Raw genomic sequence first — 16862 nt, forward strand, 5'->3', positions numbered from 1 at the left:
TGGTTCACCACCGTTTTCCCGGTGGAGCTGCCGGGGGATGCGGCGACCGGCTGGGACGTTCTGGTCAAGTCGGTGAAGGAGAACCTCCGTTCCGTGCCGCACCGGGGCCTGGGCTACGGCGCCCTGCGGCATCTCACCGGCGCGCTCCCGGCCCGCTCCCCGCAGGTCAGCTTCAACTACCTCGGCCAGTTCGACACCGCCACCGCCTCCGCCGGCACCGAGGACGCGCTGTTCCGCGAGTCCGGGTTCGTCCAGGACGGCGACACCAGTCCGCTGGACGGGCGGGCGTATGCGCTGGATGTGGTGGGCCGGGTGGCCGACGGCCGGCTGGTGGTGGAGTGGGGCTGGTCGGACGGCGTCTTCGCCGAGGAGACGGTGGACCGCCTGGCGTCCGGTTTCCTGACCGCCCTCGAGGAGTTCCTCGGACACTGCGAGGGGCCGGAGGCGGGCGGCTGCACGCCGTCGGACTTCCCGCTGTCGGGGCTCGACCAGGTCGGTGTGGACCGGGTGGTGGGTGACGGCCGTGGCGTCGAGGACGTGCTGCCGCTGATGCCGATGCAGTCCGGGATGCTCTTCCACGCGCTGATGGAGTCGGCGCAGGCGCGGACCGCCGCCTACTTCGAGCAACTGATGTTCGTCGTCGACGGCGTCACCGACCCGGCCGAATTCGCGGACTCCTGGCAGCACGTGGTCGACGAGGTCCAGGCGCTGCGGATCGGCGTCGTCTGGGAGGGCGTCGCGGAGCCGGTGCAGGTGGTGCACCGGGAGGCGACGCTGCCCGTCGAGATCGTGGACTGGCGCGGTCTCACCGACGGGGAACAGTCGGCCCGTTGGGAGGAGTGGGTCGCCGCCGACCGTGAGCGGGGGCTGGATCTGCGGCAGGTGCCGCTGGCCCGGCTGGCCCTCGCCCGCCTCACCGACGACCGTGTCCGGGTCCTGTTCACCTTCCACCACGTCCTGCTCGACGGCTGGAGCCTGTCCCGCGTCCTGTCCCTCGTCTTCGACGACTACACCGCGCGCCGGGACCGCAAGACGCTGCCCGCCATCGCCGGCGGCCGACGGCTGGCCGACCAGGCCCGCTGGATGCGGGGGCGGGACATACCGCAGGCGGAAGACTTCTGGCGCGGGGTGCTGGCCGGGTTCGAGAGTCCGGTGGCGTTGCCGTACGACCGTCCGGCGGTCCGTTCCGGTCAGTCGCGTTCGTCCGCGCGGGTGGGTGTGGAGCTGACGCCGGAGCTCACCGACCAGCTGTACGCGTTCGCCCGCCGGCACCGGCTGACCGTGAACGCCGTGGTCCAGGGCCTGTGGGCGCTCATGCTGGCCGGGCGCAGCGGACAGCACGATGTGGTGTTCGGGGCGACTACCTCGGGCCGGCCCACCGAACTGACGGGCGCGGACGACATGGTGGGACTCTTCATCAACTCCCTCCCGGTGCGTACCCGGCTGGAGCCGGAGCTGGGCGTGGTGGAGTGGCTGCAGCGCCTCCAGGCCGAACAGGTCGAGGCCCGCCGCTACGACCACCTCCCGCTCACCCGGATCCAGGCGCTCGGCCACCTCCCGGCCGACCAGTCGCTCTTCGACAGCCTCGTCGTCTTCGCCAACTACCCGGTGGACACCGACGCGGCCGCCGAGCACGGGCTGAAGGTCGCCGACATCAGCGCCGTCGAGGCCACCAACTACCCCCTCAACCTGGCCGCGTACACGGGCGACGCGCTCACCCTCACGCTGCTCTACGACCCGGAGGTCTTCGACAAGGACACCGTCGAGGCGCTGCGCGACGACCTCACCCTGTACGCGCGGACGGTGGCCGGTCTCGAGGAGGCCGACCGCAAGCTGGGCACGCTCGGCCTGGTCGACGCCGAGCGGCGGCACCGCATCCTCGAGGAGTGGGGCCGCGGCGCACCCGGCGACGAGGGCACCACCCTCACCGAGGTGTTCGCGCGGCAGGTGGCCCGCGCCCCGGGCAACACCGCGCTGGTCGTCGGCGGGCGGGAGCTGAGCTACGCCGAGGTGGACGCCCGCGCCAACCGCCTCGCCCATCGGCTGATCGAGCTCGGGGTGGGCCCCGACACCCGCGTCGGAGTGTGCCTGGGACGCCGCGCCGAGCTGTTCGTGGCGCTGCTCGCGGTGCTCAAGGCCGGCGGCGCGTACGTACCGCTCGACCCGGAGTACCCGGCCGACCGGCTCGCGTTCATGGTCACCGACTCCGGTGCGGAACTGGTCGTCACGGACGCCGAGTCGGCGGGGGCGCTGCCGCCCGGCGACGCCCGCCAACTGCTGATCGACGAGGCCGCGACCGACGGCTATCCCGACGTGGCGCCCGACGTGCCGCTGCACCCCGACAACCTCGCCCATGTCATCTACACCTCCGGCTCCACCGGCCGCCCCAAGGGCGCGGTCCTGCCGCACCGAGGGGTGCTGCGGGTGGCCCGCGACCCCAAGCTGGCGATGAGCGAGCGCGATGTGGTGGGCCAGCTGGCGACGGTGTCGTTCGACGCCGGGACGCTGGAGATCTGGAGCGCCTGGCTCAACGGCGCGGCGCTTGCCGTCAGCCCGAGCCGGGTGATGTCGGCGGCCGAGACCGGGGAATTCCTGCGCTCGCGCAAGGTGAGCGCCATCTGGATCACCGCGGGGCTCTTCCACGAGATGGTGGACAGCGACATCCAGGTCTTCGCCGGGCTGCGGCTGATCATGTCCGGCGGCGACACGCTCTCCCCGGCGCATGCCGCCAAGGTCGTCGAACAACTCCCCGGCGTCCGCATGATCAACGGCTACGGGCCGACCGAAGGCACCGTTTTCACCTCGCTGTACGTCGTCAACGGCGACGGCGACGGCGACGTCAACGACGATGGCGCGGCCCCGGTCCCCGGCCCGCTGCCCATCGGCACCCCCATCGCCGGCACCCGCGTCTACGTCCTGGACCCCGCGCTGCGGCCGGTGGCGCCGGGTGTGCCGGGCGAGCTGTACCTGACCGGGGACGGCATGGGCCGCGGCTATGTGAACCGGCCGGGGATCACCGCCGAGCGGTTCGTCGCCGACCCGTTCGGCGAGCCGGGGGCGCGGATGTACCGCTCGGGTGACCTGGTGCGCTGGCTGCCCGACGGCAACCTCGACTTCGTCTCCCGTACGGACTTCCAGGTCAAGATCCGCGGGCTGCGGATCGAGCTGGGCGAGATCGAGGCCACGGCCGCCGCCCACCCGGGCGTCGCCCAGGCCCTGGTGCTGGCCCGCGAGGACATCCCCGGCAGCAAACGCCTGGTGGCCTACGCCGTGCCCGTACCGGGCAAGGGCCCCGGTCCCGACGAGCTGAAGGAGTTCATGGCCCGCTCGCTGCCCGCCCATATGGTCCCGGCGGCGGTGATCGTCCTGGACGCCTTCCCGCTCACCCCGAACGGCAAGGTCGACCGGCGGGCGCTGCCCTCGCCCGAGGAGGCGGCGGGGGAGGGGGCGCAGCATGTCGCGCCCCGCAACCCGGGTGAGGAGATCCTCGCCGAGATCTGGGGCGCTGTGCTGGGCCTGGACCGGGTGAGCGTCGAGGACAACTTCTTCGACCTGGGCGGCGACTCCATCCTCAGCATCCAGGTCATCTCCCGCATCCGCGATGTCTTTGTGATCGATCTGCCGGCCCGTGCCCTCTTCGACAACCCGACGGTGGCCGACCTGGCGGCGGCGGTCGAGGAGCGACTGCTCTCGGAACTGGAGCAGGAGTAACCGCCCCGCACCCCCACCCTCACCACCCACCGTGAACCACCCTGAAGGAGACGCTCATGGACGCCGCGGCATCACGCGAGAGCTGGATTCGGTCGCTTCCCGAGCACGTACGGGACCGGATGCGCTCCCGCCTGGCCGGCGACGCCGGGGACGGACGGCCGGGCCGGATCACCCCGGCGGGCCGGGACCGGGAGCTCCCCCTGTCCTTCGCCCAGCAACGGCTGTGGTTCCTGGACGAGTTCGAGCCGGGCAGCGCGGAGTACAACTCCTGCACCTCGCTGCGGCTGACCGGCGAACTGAACGTCCCGGCCCTGGCCCTGGCCCTGTCGGCGCTGGTGGCGCGCCATGAGTCGCTGCGCACGACGTTCGACGCGGTGGACGGACGGGGCGTGCAGATCGTCGGCGAGCCGTTCCGGGTGCCGGTGCCGGTCGCGCAGGTGCCCCGGGCGCCGCGGGCGGACCGCGACGCGATCGTGCGGAGCCTGCTGCGGGCGGAGGTGGCGCGCCCCTTCGATCTGCGCACCGGTCCGCTGCTGCGCGCCCTGCTGCTGAAGCTGGACGAGCGGGAGCACATCCTCGCCCTGACGATCCACCACATCGTCACCGACGGCTGGTCGATGGGGATCATCGGGCGGGAGCTGAGCGCCCTCTACGACGCGGCGCTGCGGCCCGGCGCCGCACCGGGCGATGCGCAGGAACTGCCGGAGCGGGCGGGACTGGCCCCGCAGACCGTCCAGTACGCCGACTTCGCCGTCTGGCAGCGCGACCGGCTCGCCGGCGAGGAGCTCGACCGCCAGCTCGCCTACTGGACCGGCAAGCTGGACGCCGTCGCGCCGCTGGAGCTGCCCACCGACCGGCCGCGTCCGGCGGTGCGCACCTCCGCCGGCGCCCAGCACCTCTTCTCCCTCTCTCCGGGGACCACCGAACGGCTCACCAAGGCGGCCAGGGACCGGGGCGCGACCCTGTTCATGGCCGTCACCGCGCTCAGTCAGCTGGTGCTCTCCCGTTACTCGGGGCAGAGCGATATCGCGGTGGGCACCTCCGTCTCCGGGCGGGACCGCGGCGAGGTGGAGGGGCTGGTCGGGTTCTTCGTCAACACGCTGGTGCTGCGCGAAGAGGTCGATGAGAGCAAGCCCTTCGCCGACTTCCTGGACTCCGTACGGGAGACCGTGCTGGAGGCGTTCGCGCACGCCGAGGTGCCGTTCGAGCGGGTGGTGGACGCGGTCGTCACCGACCGCGATATGAGCCGCCCGCCGCTCGTCCAGGCCATGGTCTCCCTCCAGAACACCCCCTCCGAGCCGCTGCGGCTGAGCGGGCTGACCCTGGAGGACTATGTCTTCGCCCGCGAACAGTCCCTCTTCGACATCGACTTCGACTTCTGGGAGCGCGACGGCGGTCTCCTCGGCGCCGTGCAGTACAACCCCGATCTCTTCGACGCGAGCACGGTGGAACGGATCTGCGGGCACCTCCAGCTCCTCGCCGACCGGCTGACCGCCGAGCCCGGCCGCCCCATGGCCCGCATCGCGATGCTCACCGCCGAGGAGGAGCACCAGCTGCTGGAGGGCTGGAGCGGCGCCCGGCATCCGCTGCCCGACACCACCCTCCCCGCGGTGTACGAGGCGCAGGCCGCCCGTACGCCCGACGAGACGGCCCTGGTCTGCAACGCCGTCTCGCTGACCTTCCGGGAGCTGGAGGAGCGCGCCAACCGGCTGGCGCACCACCTCATCTCCCGGTCGGTCGGCCCCGAGGACCTCGTGGCGCTGGCGCTGCCCCGTACCGAGGACATGGTCATCGGCATCCTGGCGGTCCTCAAGGCGGGCGCGGCCTATGTGCCCGTCGACCCCGATCTGCCGCGCGACCGCGTGGCGTTCATGCTGGAGGACGCCGCGCCGGCGCTGGTGCTGGTGTGCGGCGCGGACACCGCGTCCCGCCTCGGCGTACCCTCGTCCCTGCCCGCCCTGGACCTGACCGGTGCGGCGGCCCGCGAGCTGCTGGCCGGCTGCCCGGCGACCGCGCCCACCGACGCCGACCGCCGGGCGCCGCTGCGCCCGGCCCACCCCGCGCACCTCATCTACACCTCCGGCTCCACCGGCCGCCCCAAGGGCGTCCTCACCGACCACGCCGGGCTGCTCAACCTCTACCGCAACCACGAGGCGGAGTTCATCCGCCCGGCGGTCGAGGCCGCCGGAGGCCGCCGCTTCCGGGCCGCGCTGACCGCCGTGTTCTCCTTCGACACCTCGTGGGAGGGCCTGCTGTGGATGGTCGCGGGCCATCAGCTGCACGTCATCGACGACGAGGTCCGGCGCGACCCCGAGGCGATCGTCGGATACGTCCGCAAGGAACGCATCGATCTGCTCGACCTCACCCCGACCTACGCCGAACAGGTCGTCGCCGCCGGGCTGCTGACCGGCGACGCACACCGCCCGGCCGTGCTGATGCTCGGCGGCGAGGCGGTGGGCGAGGCGCTGTGGCAGCAGCTGCGGTCCGCCGAGAACGCCGGCGCCACCATCGGCTACAACTTCTACGGGCCGACCGAGGCCACCGTCGACACCCTGTGGTGCAAGCTCGCCGACAGCCCCCGGCCCGTCGTGGGCCGCCCCGTGCACAACACCGGCATCCGCGTCCTGGACCGGCAACTGCGCCCCGTCCCGGTCGGCGTCGCCGGTGAACTCCACCTCTCCGGACCCCAGCTGGCCCGCGGATACCTGGGCCGCGCGGGACTGACCGCCGAGCGGTTCATCGCCGACCCCTACGGCGCGCCCGGCGAGCGGATGTACCGCACCGGCGACCTGGTGCGCTGGACCGCCGACGGCGTCATCGAATACCTCGGCCGCGCCGACGACCAGGTCAAGGTGCGCGGCTTCCGCATCGAGCTGGGCGAGATCGAGTCGGCGCTGGCCGCGCACCCGGATGTGGCGCAGTCCGTGGTGGTGGCGCGCGAGGGCCGCGCCGGCGGCAAGCAGCTGGTCGGCTATGTCGTCCCGCAGCCGGGCGCCGAGGCCCCGGACACCGCGCAGCTGCGCGAACTGCTCTCCCGCACGCTGCCCGACTACATGGTGCCCACCGTCGTCGTCCCCCTCGACGAGCTGCCCATGACCAGCAGCCGCAAGGTCGACCGCAAGGCCCTGCCCGCCCCCGACCCCGCCCTCTTCGCCTCCGCCGCCGCCCGCGTCGCGCCCCGCACCGCCCTGGAGGAGACGCTGGCCGGCATCTGGATGCAGGTGCTGAAGCTGGACGGCGTCGGCGTGACGGACAACTTCTTCGAGCTGGGCGGCAATTCCATCCTCAGCATCCAGGTGATCTCCCGGGTCCGTAAGACCTTCGGGATCGAGCTGTCCGCCCGCGCCCTCTTCGACCGGCCGACCATCGCGGGCTTCGCCGAGCAGGTCGCCGCGGGCCGGGCCGCCGCCCACACCGCCCGGATCGCCCCGGCGGACCGAGACCGCGCGCTGCCGCTGTCCTTCGCCCAGGCCCGGATGTGGTTCCTGGACGAGTTCGAGCCGGGCAACGCCGCCTACAACGCGGGCGGGGTGCTGCGGCTCAGCGGCCCGCTGGACACCGGCGCGCTGTCCGCCGCCCTCGCCGCCCTCGTACGCCGCCACGAGGTGCTCCGTACGACCTTCGACACCGAGGACGGCGAGGCCGTACAGCGCATCGGCGAGCCCTACGACGTGCCCGTCCCGCTCGCCGAACTGACCGCCACCGGCCGGGCCGCCCGCGAGGCGGAACTCCAGGCCACCCTGCGCGCCGAGATCGCCGTCCCGTTCGATCTGCGCCGCGGCCCGCTGCTGCGCGCGCTGCTGGTACGCGACGGCGCGGACGAGCACGCCCTCGCCGTCACCATGCACCACATCGTCACCGACGGCTGGTCGATGGGCGTGGTCGCCCGCGAGCTGGGCGCGCTCTACGACGCGGCGCTCGAATGCGGCTCGCGGGACGCCGCCGAGGTGCTGGCGCACAGCGGCCTGGCCCCGCTGTCCGTGCAGTACGCGGACTACGCCGTATGGCAGCGCGAGCACCTCGCCGGAGCCGAACTGGAGCGCCAACTCGACTTCTGGAAACGCGAGTTGGCCGATGTCGCGCCGCTGGAGCTACCCACCGACCGGCCCCGCCCCCCGGTCCGCGGCTACGCCGGCGCCCTGCACACCTTCGCCCTGTCGCCCGCCGCGACGGACCGCCTCGCCCGCACCGCCCAGGACCACGGCGCCTCGCTGTTCATGGCCGTCACCGCGCTCAGCCAGCTGGTGCTCGCCCGCTGGTCAGGGCAGCGCGACATCGCCCTGGGCACCCTCAGCTCCGGCCGCGACCGGGGCGAGGTGGAGGACCTGATCGGCTTCTTCGTCAACACCCTGGTGCTGCGCGAGGACGTCGACGAACACCTGCCCTTCGGGGAGTTCCTGGACTCCGTGCGGGAGAGCGTGCTGGCGGCCTTCGCGCATGGCGAGGTGCCCTTCGAGCGGGTGGTGGACGCCGTGGTCGCCGAGCGCGATCTGAGCCGCCCGCCGCTGGTCCAGGCGCTGATCGCCTTCCAGAACACCCCCGCCGAGCCGATGCGGCTGCACGGCCTGCGGCTCTCCGAGCAGCCACTCGCCCGCGACTTCTCGCTCTTCGACCTGACCCTGAACTACTGGGAGGAGGACGGGGCGCTGCGCGGCTCCGTCGAATACAGCACCGATCTCTTCGACGAGGCCACCATCGCCCGGCTGACCGGCCATCTGGCCACCCTCGCCGAGGAGCTGACCGCGCCCGGGGCCACCGAACGGCCGATGGCGACGCTGCCCATGCTCACCGCGCCGGAGCGCACCCGCGCCGCCGCGGACCGCGACGGCGCCCGCCACCCGGTGTCCGACGCCACCGCCATGGCCCTCTTCGAGGCCCAGGCGGCCCGCACCCCCGACGCCCCCGCCGTCGTCTCCGACGGCGCCGCCCTCACCTACGCCGAACTGGACGAACGCGCCAACCGCCTGGCCCGCCACCTGATCGGCCTCGGCATCGGCCCCGAGGACGTCGTCGCCGTCTCCATGCCCCGCTCGGCCGGCCTGCTGGTCGCGCTGTACGCGGTGCTCAAGGCCGGCGCCGCCTATCTGCCCGTCGACCCCGGCTACCCGGCCGAACGCATCGCCGCGCTGCTCGCCGACGCCCGCCCGGCCTGCGTCATCACCCAGCGCGCGGCCGGCCTCCTCGTACGGCTCGACGAAGGCACCCACCACCTGGTCCTGGACGCCCCCGCCACCCGTACGGCACTGGCCGCGCAGCCCGGCGGCGGCCTCACCGACGCCGACCGGCGGGCGCCGCTGCGCCCGGGCAACGCCGCGTACGTCATCTACACCTCCGGTTCCACCGGCCGCCCCAAGGGCGTGGTCGTCCCGCACGCCGGGCTCGCCAACTACCTGCGCTGGTGCGAGGGTTCCTACCCCGGCATCCGCGGCGGCGCGGTACTGCACTCCTCCGTCTCCTTCGACCTCACCGTCACCACCCTCTTCGCCCCGCTCATCGCCGGCGGCACGGTCTACGTCAGCGACCTGGAGGACCTCGACCCGCGGCTGTGGAGCGAGACCGGCCGCCCGGTGCCGACGTTCCTGAAGGCCACCCCCAGCCATGTGGGGCTGCTGGAATCGCTGCCCGCGGAGGTGCTCGCCGAGGGCGATCTCGTCGTCGGCGGCGAACAGCTCCTGGGGGAGTCGCTGACCGCCTGGCGCTCGGCCCATCCGGGCGCGACCGTCGTCAACGAATACGGCCCGACCGAGGCGACCGTGGGCTGCGTCGTCCACAGTCTGACGCCGCAGGACCCCGACCCGGCCGGCGCCGTGCTGATCGGCACCCCCTCGTGGAACATGCGCGCCCATGTCCTCGACGCCCTGCTCCGGCCGGTGCCGGTCGGGGTCCCCGGCGAGCTGTACGTGGCCGGCGCCCAGCTCGCGCGCGGCTATCTGGGCCGCCCGGAACTGACCGCCGAGCGCTTCGTGGCCGACCCGTCCGGCGAGCCCGGCGCGCGGATGTACCGCACCGGGGACCTGGTGCGGTGGACCGCCGACGGCGGCCTGGAGTACCAGGGCCGCACCGACGACCAGGTCAAGATCCGGGCGCACCGGATCGAACTGGGCGAGGTGGAGGCGGCCCTGGCGGCGGCCCCCGGCGTGGGCCAGGTCTGTGTCGTCGCCGCCCCGGGCCCCGGCGGCCTCCGCCTTGTCGGCTACGCGGCCCCGCGCCCTGAAGGCCCCGCGCCGGACGCGGCGGCGCTCAAGGAGTTCGCGGCCCGCAGCCTGCCCGAATACATGGTCCCCGCGGCCCTGGTCGTGCTGCCCGAACTGCCCCTGACCATCAACGGAAAGGTCGACCGCAAGGCGCTCCCCGCACCCGAGGCGGCCGCTGCGGGACCGGCCTCCGCCGACCTCCCGGCGACCGAAACCCAGCGCCTGCTCGCCGGGATCTTCGCCGAGCTGCTCGGCGTGGAGAGCGTCGGCCTGGACGACGGCTTCTTCGAGCTCGGCGGCGACTCCATCCTCAGCATCCAGCTGGTCGCCCGCAGCCGCCGCGCCGGGCTGCCGCTCACCTCGAAGGAGGTCTTCCGCAGCGGTACGGTGCGGGCGCTGGCGGACCTGGTCGATGCGGCCGGGCGGGCCGGCGAGGGGGACGGCCCCGCGGCCGGCACGCCCGCGCGCGCGGCGGCGCGTACGGCGGGGCAGGCGGAATCGGGTGCGGAGGCGAGCGCGGAGGCCGGTACGAGCGCCGGGCCGGTGCCCCTCACCCCTGTACAGCACTGGTTCTTCGACGCCTACCGCACCGCGCCGCAGCACTACAACATGTCCGTCCTGCTGGAGCTCGCCCCGGATGCCGACCCGGACGCGCTGACCCGGGCGGTGGAGGCGGTGACGGCGCGCCACGAGGCGCTGCGGATGCGGTTCCCGCAGGACGGGGAGCGGGTACAGCGGCCCGCGCCCGGGGTCGTCCCCGTACCGCTCGACCGCGAGGACATCTCCGGGGTCCCGGAAGACGAGGTGGCGCGGACCGTCGACCGGGTGGTGGCGGCCGCCCAGTCCTCGCTGGACCTGGCCCGGGGCCCGGTGGCGAGAGCGGTGCTCTTCGACGGCGGCACCGCTCACCCCTCCCGGCTCCTCCTGGTCGCGCACCACTTGGTCACCGATGCGGTCTCGCTGCGCATCCTGCTGGCGGACATCGAGGCCGCCTACGGTCAGGCCCGGGCGGGGGAGCCGGTGCGGGTGGCGCCCGTACCGACGTCCTTCACCGGATGGGCGGCACGGCTGAGCGACCATGTCGCCGGCGGCGCACTGAACGCCGAACTCCGTTATTGGGAAGGGGTGGTGGAAAAGAATTCGGCCGCCCTTCCGGTGGATGCACACGGCGCCAATACGGTATCGTCCGAGGCGGAATACACGGTCGAACTGACCGAAAGCGAAACCGAAGCGCTGCTGCGGACCGCACCGGGCGCCTACCGGGTCCGCACGGAAGCGCTGCTGCTGACCGCGCTCGGCGCGACGCTTTCCGAATGGACCGGCGGCGACGGCATTACGGTCGATATCGAAGGCCATGGCCGCGACGAGATATTCGACGACATCGATCTCTCCCGCACCGTCGGCTGGTTCACCACCCTCTACCCCGTCCGTCTGGCCCGGCCCACCGGCGACGACCCGCGGGCCAGGGCCAAGGCGACGGGGCGGCAGCTGCGCGACATTCCCGGGCGTGGCCTGGGATACGGCGCGCTGCGGCACCTCGCCGGCGCACCCTCGCTGACCGCGGCGGCCACCCCGCAGGTGATCTTCAACTACCTCGGCCGCTTCGACGACGCCCCCGGCGGCGGCCGGGAATCGGGGCCCTTCACATCCGTACTGCCGGCCGCCGCGCAGCAGAGCGACCGCGGCGAACGGCCCCATCTGCTCGATATCGCCGGAGCGGTCAGCGGACAGCAATTCCGGCTCACCCTCCGCTATTCCACCGAAGTGCACAAGGAAAAGACCATCGCCGATCTCGCCGAGCGCTTCCTGCGCGAACTGCGCACCCTCCTCGGCTGAATCCCACCGCTTACCGCAGAAGTACCGCAGAAGTACCGCCGTCAGGCACCCACCGAAAGGAAATCCCCATGTCCAACCCCTTCGAGAACGACGAAGCCTTCTACCTCGTGCTCCTCAACACGGAGGGCCAGCACTCCATCTGGCCCAGCTTCGCCGACGTCCCCCAGGGCTGGGAGGTCGCCTTCGGACCGCAGCTGCGCCAGGAGTGCCTGGACTTCGTCAACGAGAACTGGACCGATATGCGCCCCAAGTCCCTGATCGACGCCATGGGCGCCTGACCGGTACCCGGGCACGGAACGACAACGCAGGAGAGGTCACACCATGGTTGACGAACTGCCCGAGCGCCTGGCCGCGCTCGGTGGCCGGCGCGGCCGGCTCGAGGGCACCGCCCACACCCAAGTCGTCGTCTACGAGTCCGACGGGGACGACACCCCCGACGTCGCCCGCTGGGCCACCGAGCAGCGCGCGCACCTCATGGAGGCCCTCGGCACCCATGGCGCCGTGCTGGTGCGCGGCGTGGTCGACAACGCCGCGCTGCTCAACTACGTCGCGGCCCGCATCGGCGGCGAACTGCTCAGCTATACCGAGCGGTCCACGCCCCGCAGCAAGGTCGACGGCAACGTCTACACCTCCACCGAATACCCGGCGAACCAGACCATCGTCCAGCACAACGAAAGCGCGTACTCGCACAGTTACCCGCGCTGGCTGTTCTTCGCCTCCGTCGTCGCCGCCGAGACCGGCGGCGAGACTCCGCTCGCGGACACCCGCGCGCTGCTGGAGAGGCTGCCCGCCGACCTGGTGGCCCGCTTCCGTGACAAGGGCGTGCTCTACACCCGCGCCTACCGCGAGGGCATGGGTCTGACCTGGCAGGAGTCGTACCAGACCGAGGACCGCGCCGACGTCGAGCGCTACTGCAAGCAGCACGGCATCGAGCTCACCTGGACCGAGGACGGCCTGCGGACCAGACACCGCAGGCCCGCCCTGGTCACCGACCCGGTCAGCGGGCGGGAGTCCTGGTTCAACCAGTCGCATCTCTTCCACACCTCCAACCTGCCGCCGGCCACCCGCGAGGCGCTGGCCGAGATGTTCGACGAGGAGGACATGCCGCGCGCCGCCTACTACGGCGACGGCACGCCCATCACCGACGAGGAGATGGACACCGTCCGGGACGCGTTCGAGGAGTGCATCTACGCCTTCCCGTGGGTGCGCGGCGATCTGCTGATCGTCAACAACCTGCTGGTCTCGCACGGCCGCCGGCCCTACACCGGCGAGCGGCAGACCCTCGTCGCCATGGCGGGCGCGGGCGGTGGCAGCGATGAACACTGACCGCCCGGACCCGGTCCACGAGGCCAAGGTGGCCAAGGTGCGCGAGTACTACCGGCTGGTGGACGCCACCGATGTGCCCGGCCTGATCGCCCTGTTCACCGAGGACGCCGTCTACCGGCGCCCCGGCTACGCGCCGATGCGCGGCCACCGGGGCCTGCGGGCCTTCTACACCGGCGAGCGGGTCATCGAGAGCGGCCGGCACACCGTCACCTCGGTCGTCGTCCAGGGCGAGCGCAGCGCCGTCACCGGCGTCTTCGAGGGCGTCCTGAAGGACGGCAGCGAAGTCTCCCTGGAATTCGCCGACTTCTTCCTCCACGACGACGCCGACCAGCGCTTCCGCCGGCGGGACACGTATTTCTTCGCCCCGCTCGTCTAGCCGCCCGGCTCGCTCCATCCCCCTTCGCTCTTCCCCCATCCCCCGTCCCGCCCGATCCGCACGACCGCCACAGGAGGCCGGAGTGCCTATCGTGTCCAAACCCGTCGCCCGCCCGCTGTCCCCTTCGCAGCGCGCGGAGCGAACCGCCTCGACCGCTTTCGGCTCCGCCTTCACCGAACACCTGGTCTCCATCCGGTGGAGCGAGGAACAAGGCTGGCACGACGCGGAGTTGCAGCCCTACGGGCCGCTGCTGCTGGACCCCGCCACGGTCGGCCTGCACTACGGGCAGGTCGTCTTCGAGGGGCTCAAGGCCTTCCGTTCGGCCTCCGGCCGGGTCGGCGTCTTCCGGCCGGAGGCGCACGCCCGCCGGCTGCGCGAGTCCGCCCGCCGGCTGATGATGCCCGAGCTGCCCGAGGAACTGTTCCTCGAAGCGGTCGACGCCCTCGTCGCCCAGGACCAGCACTGGATCCCCGACGACCCCCAGATGAGCCTGTATCTGCGGCCCGTCCTCTTCGCCAGCGAAGTCACCCTCGCGCTGCGCCCGGCCCGCGCCTACCGCTTCCTGCTCATGGCCTTCGTCACCGAGGGCTACTTCGGCCCCGGTAGCCGCCCGGTACGGGTCCAGGTCACCGAGACCTACTCCCGGGCCGCGGCCGGCGGCACCGGCGCCGCCAAGTGCGCGGGCAACTACGCCGGCAGCCTGCTGCCCCAGGCGGCGGCCCAGGAGGACGGCTACGACCAGGTCGTCTGGCTCGACCCGGTGGAGCGCCGCTGGGTGGAGGAGCTGGGCGGGATGAACCTCTTCTTCGTGTACGGCTCCGGGCGCGATGCCCGCCTGGTCACCCCGCCGCTGTCGGGCAGCCTGCTGGCCGGAGTCACCAGGGACGCGCTGCTGCGGCTGGCCCCGGCCCTCGGCGTGCCCGCGCAAGAGCGGCCGGTGAGCCTGGACGACTGGCGCAGCGGCTGCGCGTCCGGCGAACTGACGGAGGTGTTCGCCTGCGGTACGGCCGCCCGGATCACCTCCGTGGGCGAGGTCGGCACCACCGACGGCTCCTGGATGATCGGCAACGGCACCACCGGTGAGGTCACCGCCCGGCTCTCCGACGCGCTGCTCGGCATCCAGCGCGGTGAACTGCCCGACCGCTACTCCTGGATGCGGCCCGTCGATCCGGCGCCGCAGCCGGCCGGCACATGAACACGGCGACGGAGCACCCGGAACCTGCCGATCCCGCAGAAGCCGCAGAACCCGTCGAACACCCCGCGTCCGCACGCCTGTTGAGGATGCTGAAGGAGAGCGGCGCCCGCTACCGACTGATCTCCCATCCGCCCGAAGGGCACACCGTACGCGCCAGCGCGCTGCGCGGGCACCCGCTCTCCGCGGCGGCGAAATGCATGATCGTCACCGTCGAGGACGCCGACGCCGACGACCACCAGGTGCTCGCCGTGATCCCCGGCGACCGACGGGTGGCCCTGCCCCGGGTGGCCGGCGAATACGGCGGCCGGCGGGCCCGGCTGGCCCGCCGCGAGCTGGCCGAGCGGCTGTCCGGCTGCGTCAGCGGCAGCATCATCCCCTTCTCGTTCCACGACGAGCTCTCCCTCCTGGCCGACCCGGCGCTGCTGGAAGAGCCCGTCCTGTATTTCAACGCGGCCCGCCTGGACCTTTCGGTGGCACTGGCCACCGAGGACTACCGCGCGCTGGCCAACCCCAAGATCGTCCCCATCGCCGAGTGACGAACCCGCGGCGAACTGCTCTCTGAAGTGCGTCTTTTCAACAGCGCTTAAGAGCCTGTTACGCCCCTGCACCCTGCTGGATGCTGTGCGCCAGCCCACCAGCATTTCCGCCCATCAACATTTCCCGGAGGAATTCGTGCTTTCCAGCGTAGTTATTGTCGGCGGCGGCACCTCGGGCTGGATGACGGCCGCGTATTTGCGTGCCGCACTCGGCGAGAGCATCAACGTCACCGTCGTCGAGTCCAAGCGGATCAAAAGCATCGGCGTCGGCGAGGCCACCTTCTCCACCGTGCGCCATTTCTTCGACTACCTCGGGCTCCCGGAGAACGAGTGGATGCCGAAGTGCAATGCCACCTACAAGCTGGGCATCCGCTTCGAGAACTGGCGCGCAAAGGGCCACTACTTCTACCACCCCTTCGAGCGGCTCCGCGTCGTCGACGGCTTCCCGCTCACCGAGTGGTGGCTGAACAAGAAGCCCAGTGACCGCTTCGACCAGGACGTCTTCATGATGTCCGAGATCTGCGACAACCTCCGCTCGCCGCGGTACCTGGACGGCACCCTCTTCGAGCAGGACTTCATCGAGCGCGGCGGCTCCACGGACCTGGAGCGCACCACGCTCGCCGAGCAGGCCACCCAGTTCCCCTACGCCTACCAGTTCGACGCGTCGCTGCTCGCCGACTTCCTCACCGAGTACGCCACCACGCGCGGCGCCCGGCACATCGAGGACGACGTGGTGGAGGTCGTCCGCGACGAGCGCGGCTGGATCAGCCACCTCAAGACGCGGGAGCACGGCGAGCTCGCCGGCGACCTGTTCATCGACTGCACCGGCTTCGCCGGCCTGCTGCTCAACAAGACGCTGGACGAGCCGTTCCTCTCGTACCAGGACAGCCTGCCCAACGACCGCGCCGTGGCGCTGCGCGTGCCGCACGACGCGGAGCGGACGCGGCTGCGCCCCTGCACCACCGCCACCGCGCAGGAGGCCGGCTGGATCTGGACGATTCCGCTCTTCGAGCGCATCGGCACCGGTTACGTCTACGCCAGCGACTACACCACGCCGGAAGAGGCCGAGCGCACCCTGCGCGAATTCGTCGGCCCCCAGGCGGCGGACGTGGAGGCCAACCACATCCGCATGCGGGTCGGGCGCAGCCGTAACTCCTGGGTCAACAACTGCGTCGCCATCGGCCTCGCCAGCGGATTCGTCGAGCCGCTGGAATCGACCGGAATCTTCTTCATCCAGCAGGGCATCGAGCAACTCGTCAAGCATTTCCCGAACGCCGACTGGGACCCGAAGCTGCGCACCTCGTACAACCGCACCGTGGCCAATGCCATGGACGGCGTAAGGGAATTCCTGGTGCTGCACTACCGCGGCGCGGCGCGCAACGACAACGCCTATTGGCGGGACGCCAAGACCCGGGAGATTCCCGACGGGCTGGCCGCCCGCATGGAGGCATGGCAGTCCAAGCTGCCCACCGAGGACACGATCTTCCCGGCCTACCACGGCTTCGAGCCGTACTCCTACCACGCGATGCTGCTCGGCCTCGGCGGTATCGACCTCAAGCCCGCGCCGGTGCTCGCGCACATGGACGACTCGCGCGCCGCGCAGGAGATCCAGCGGCTCAAGGACCAGGCCCGGGACGTCGCCAAGCGGCTGCCGAGCCAGTACGAGTACCTCGCCCAGATGCACTGAC

8 protein-coding genes are annotated in these 16862 nt (G+C 72.1%); all 8 read left to right on the forward strand.

Features of this window, described 5'->3' with window-relative positions; translation table 11 throughout:
- Nucleotides 1-3711, forward strand: a 3711-nt coding sequence (locus ACIRPT_RS32940; protein WP_403833892.1) for an amino acid adenylation domain-containing protein, incomplete at its 5' end; no start/stop codon positions are given.
- A 56-nt stretch (nucleotides 3712-3767) separates the two neighbouring features.
- Nucleotides 3768-11741, forward strand: coding sequence for an amino acid adenylation domain-containing protein (locus ACIRPT_RS32945; protein WP_403833895.1), 7974 nt, complete (start codon nucleotides 3768-3770; stop codon nucleotides 11739-11741).
- A 68-nt stretch (nucleotides 11742-11809) separates the two neighbouring features.
- Nucleotides 11810-12019, forward strand: a complete 210-nt coding sequence (locus ACIRPT_RS32950; protein ID WP_403833897.1) for an MbtH family protein — start codon at nucleotides 11810-11812, stop codon at nucleotides 12017-12019.
- A 43-nt stretch (nucleotides 12020-12062) separates the two neighbouring features.
- Complete coding sequence (locus ACIRPT_RS32955) at nucleotides 12063-13067, forward strand: TauD/TfdA family dioxygenase (protein ID WP_403833900.1); 1005 nt, start codon at nucleotides 12063-12065, stop codon at nucleotides 13065-13067.
- Nucleotides 13057-13443, forward strand: a complete 387-nt coding sequence (locus ACIRPT_RS32960; protein ID WP_403833902.1) for a nuclear transport factor 2 family protein — start codon at nucleotides 13057-13059, stop codon at nucleotides 13441-13443. Before ACIRPT_RS32955 ends, ACIRPT_RS32960 begins: the two co-directional genes overlap by 11 nt.
- 82 nt (nucleotides 13444-13525) lie before the next feature.
- On the forward strand, nucleotides 13526-14638 hold the full coding sequence (locus ACIRPT_RS32965; protein WP_403833905.1) for a branched-chain amino acid aminotransferase: 1113 nt from the start codon (nucleotides 13526-13528) through the stop codon (nucleotides 14636-14638).
- Between the two features lie 86 nt (nucleotides 14639-14724).
- Nucleotides 14725-15174: a YbaK/EbsC family protein gene (locus tag ACIRPT_RS32970; RefSeq protein WP_403833907.1), complete on the forward strand. Its 450-nt coding sequence runs from the start codon at nucleotides 14725-14727 to the stop codon at nucleotides 15172-15174.
- Nucleotides 15175-15355: 181 nt separating this feature from the next.
- Nucleotides 15356-16861 (forward strand): tryptophan halogenase family protein, encoded by a 1506-nt coding sequence (locus tag ACIRPT_RS32975; RefSeq protein ID WP_403833908.1) that lies wholly within the window; start codon nucleotides 15356-15358, stop codon nucleotides 16859-16861.
- Nucleotide 16862 lies beyond the last annotated feature (1 nt).

The sequence above is a fragment of the Streptomyces sp. NPDC101227 genome (genome assembly GCF_044767545.1).
Taxonomy (GTDB): Bacteria; Actinomycetota; Actinomycetes; order Streptomycetales; family Streptomycetaceae; genus Streptomyces.

Coding starts and splice junctions, on each gene's coding strand:
- ACIRPT_RS32950 (WP_403833897.1), top strand. CDS start 11,810: ATGTCCAACCCCTTCGAGAACGACGAAGCCTTCTACCTCGTGCTCCTC.
- ACIRPT_RS32955 (WP_403833900.1), top strand. CDS start 12,063: ATGGTTGACGAACTGCCCGAGCGCCTGGCCGCGCTCGGTGGCCGGCGC.
- ACIRPT_RS32975 (WP_403833908.1), top strand. CDS start 15,356: ATGACGGCCGCGTATTTGCGTGCCGCACTCGGCGAGAGCATCAACGTC.
- ACIRPT_RS32960 (WP_403833902.1), top strand. CDS start 13,057: ATGAACACTGACCGCCCGGACCCGGTCCACGAGGCCAAGGTGGCCAAG.
- ACIRPT_RS32945 (WP_403833895.1), top strand. CDS start 3,768: ATGGACGCCGCGGCATCACGCGAGAGCTGGATTCGGTCGCTTCCCGAG.
- ACIRPT_RS32970 (WP_403833907.1), top strand. CDS start 14,725: ATGCTGAAGGAGAGCGGCGCCCGCTACCGACTGATCTCCCATCCGCCC.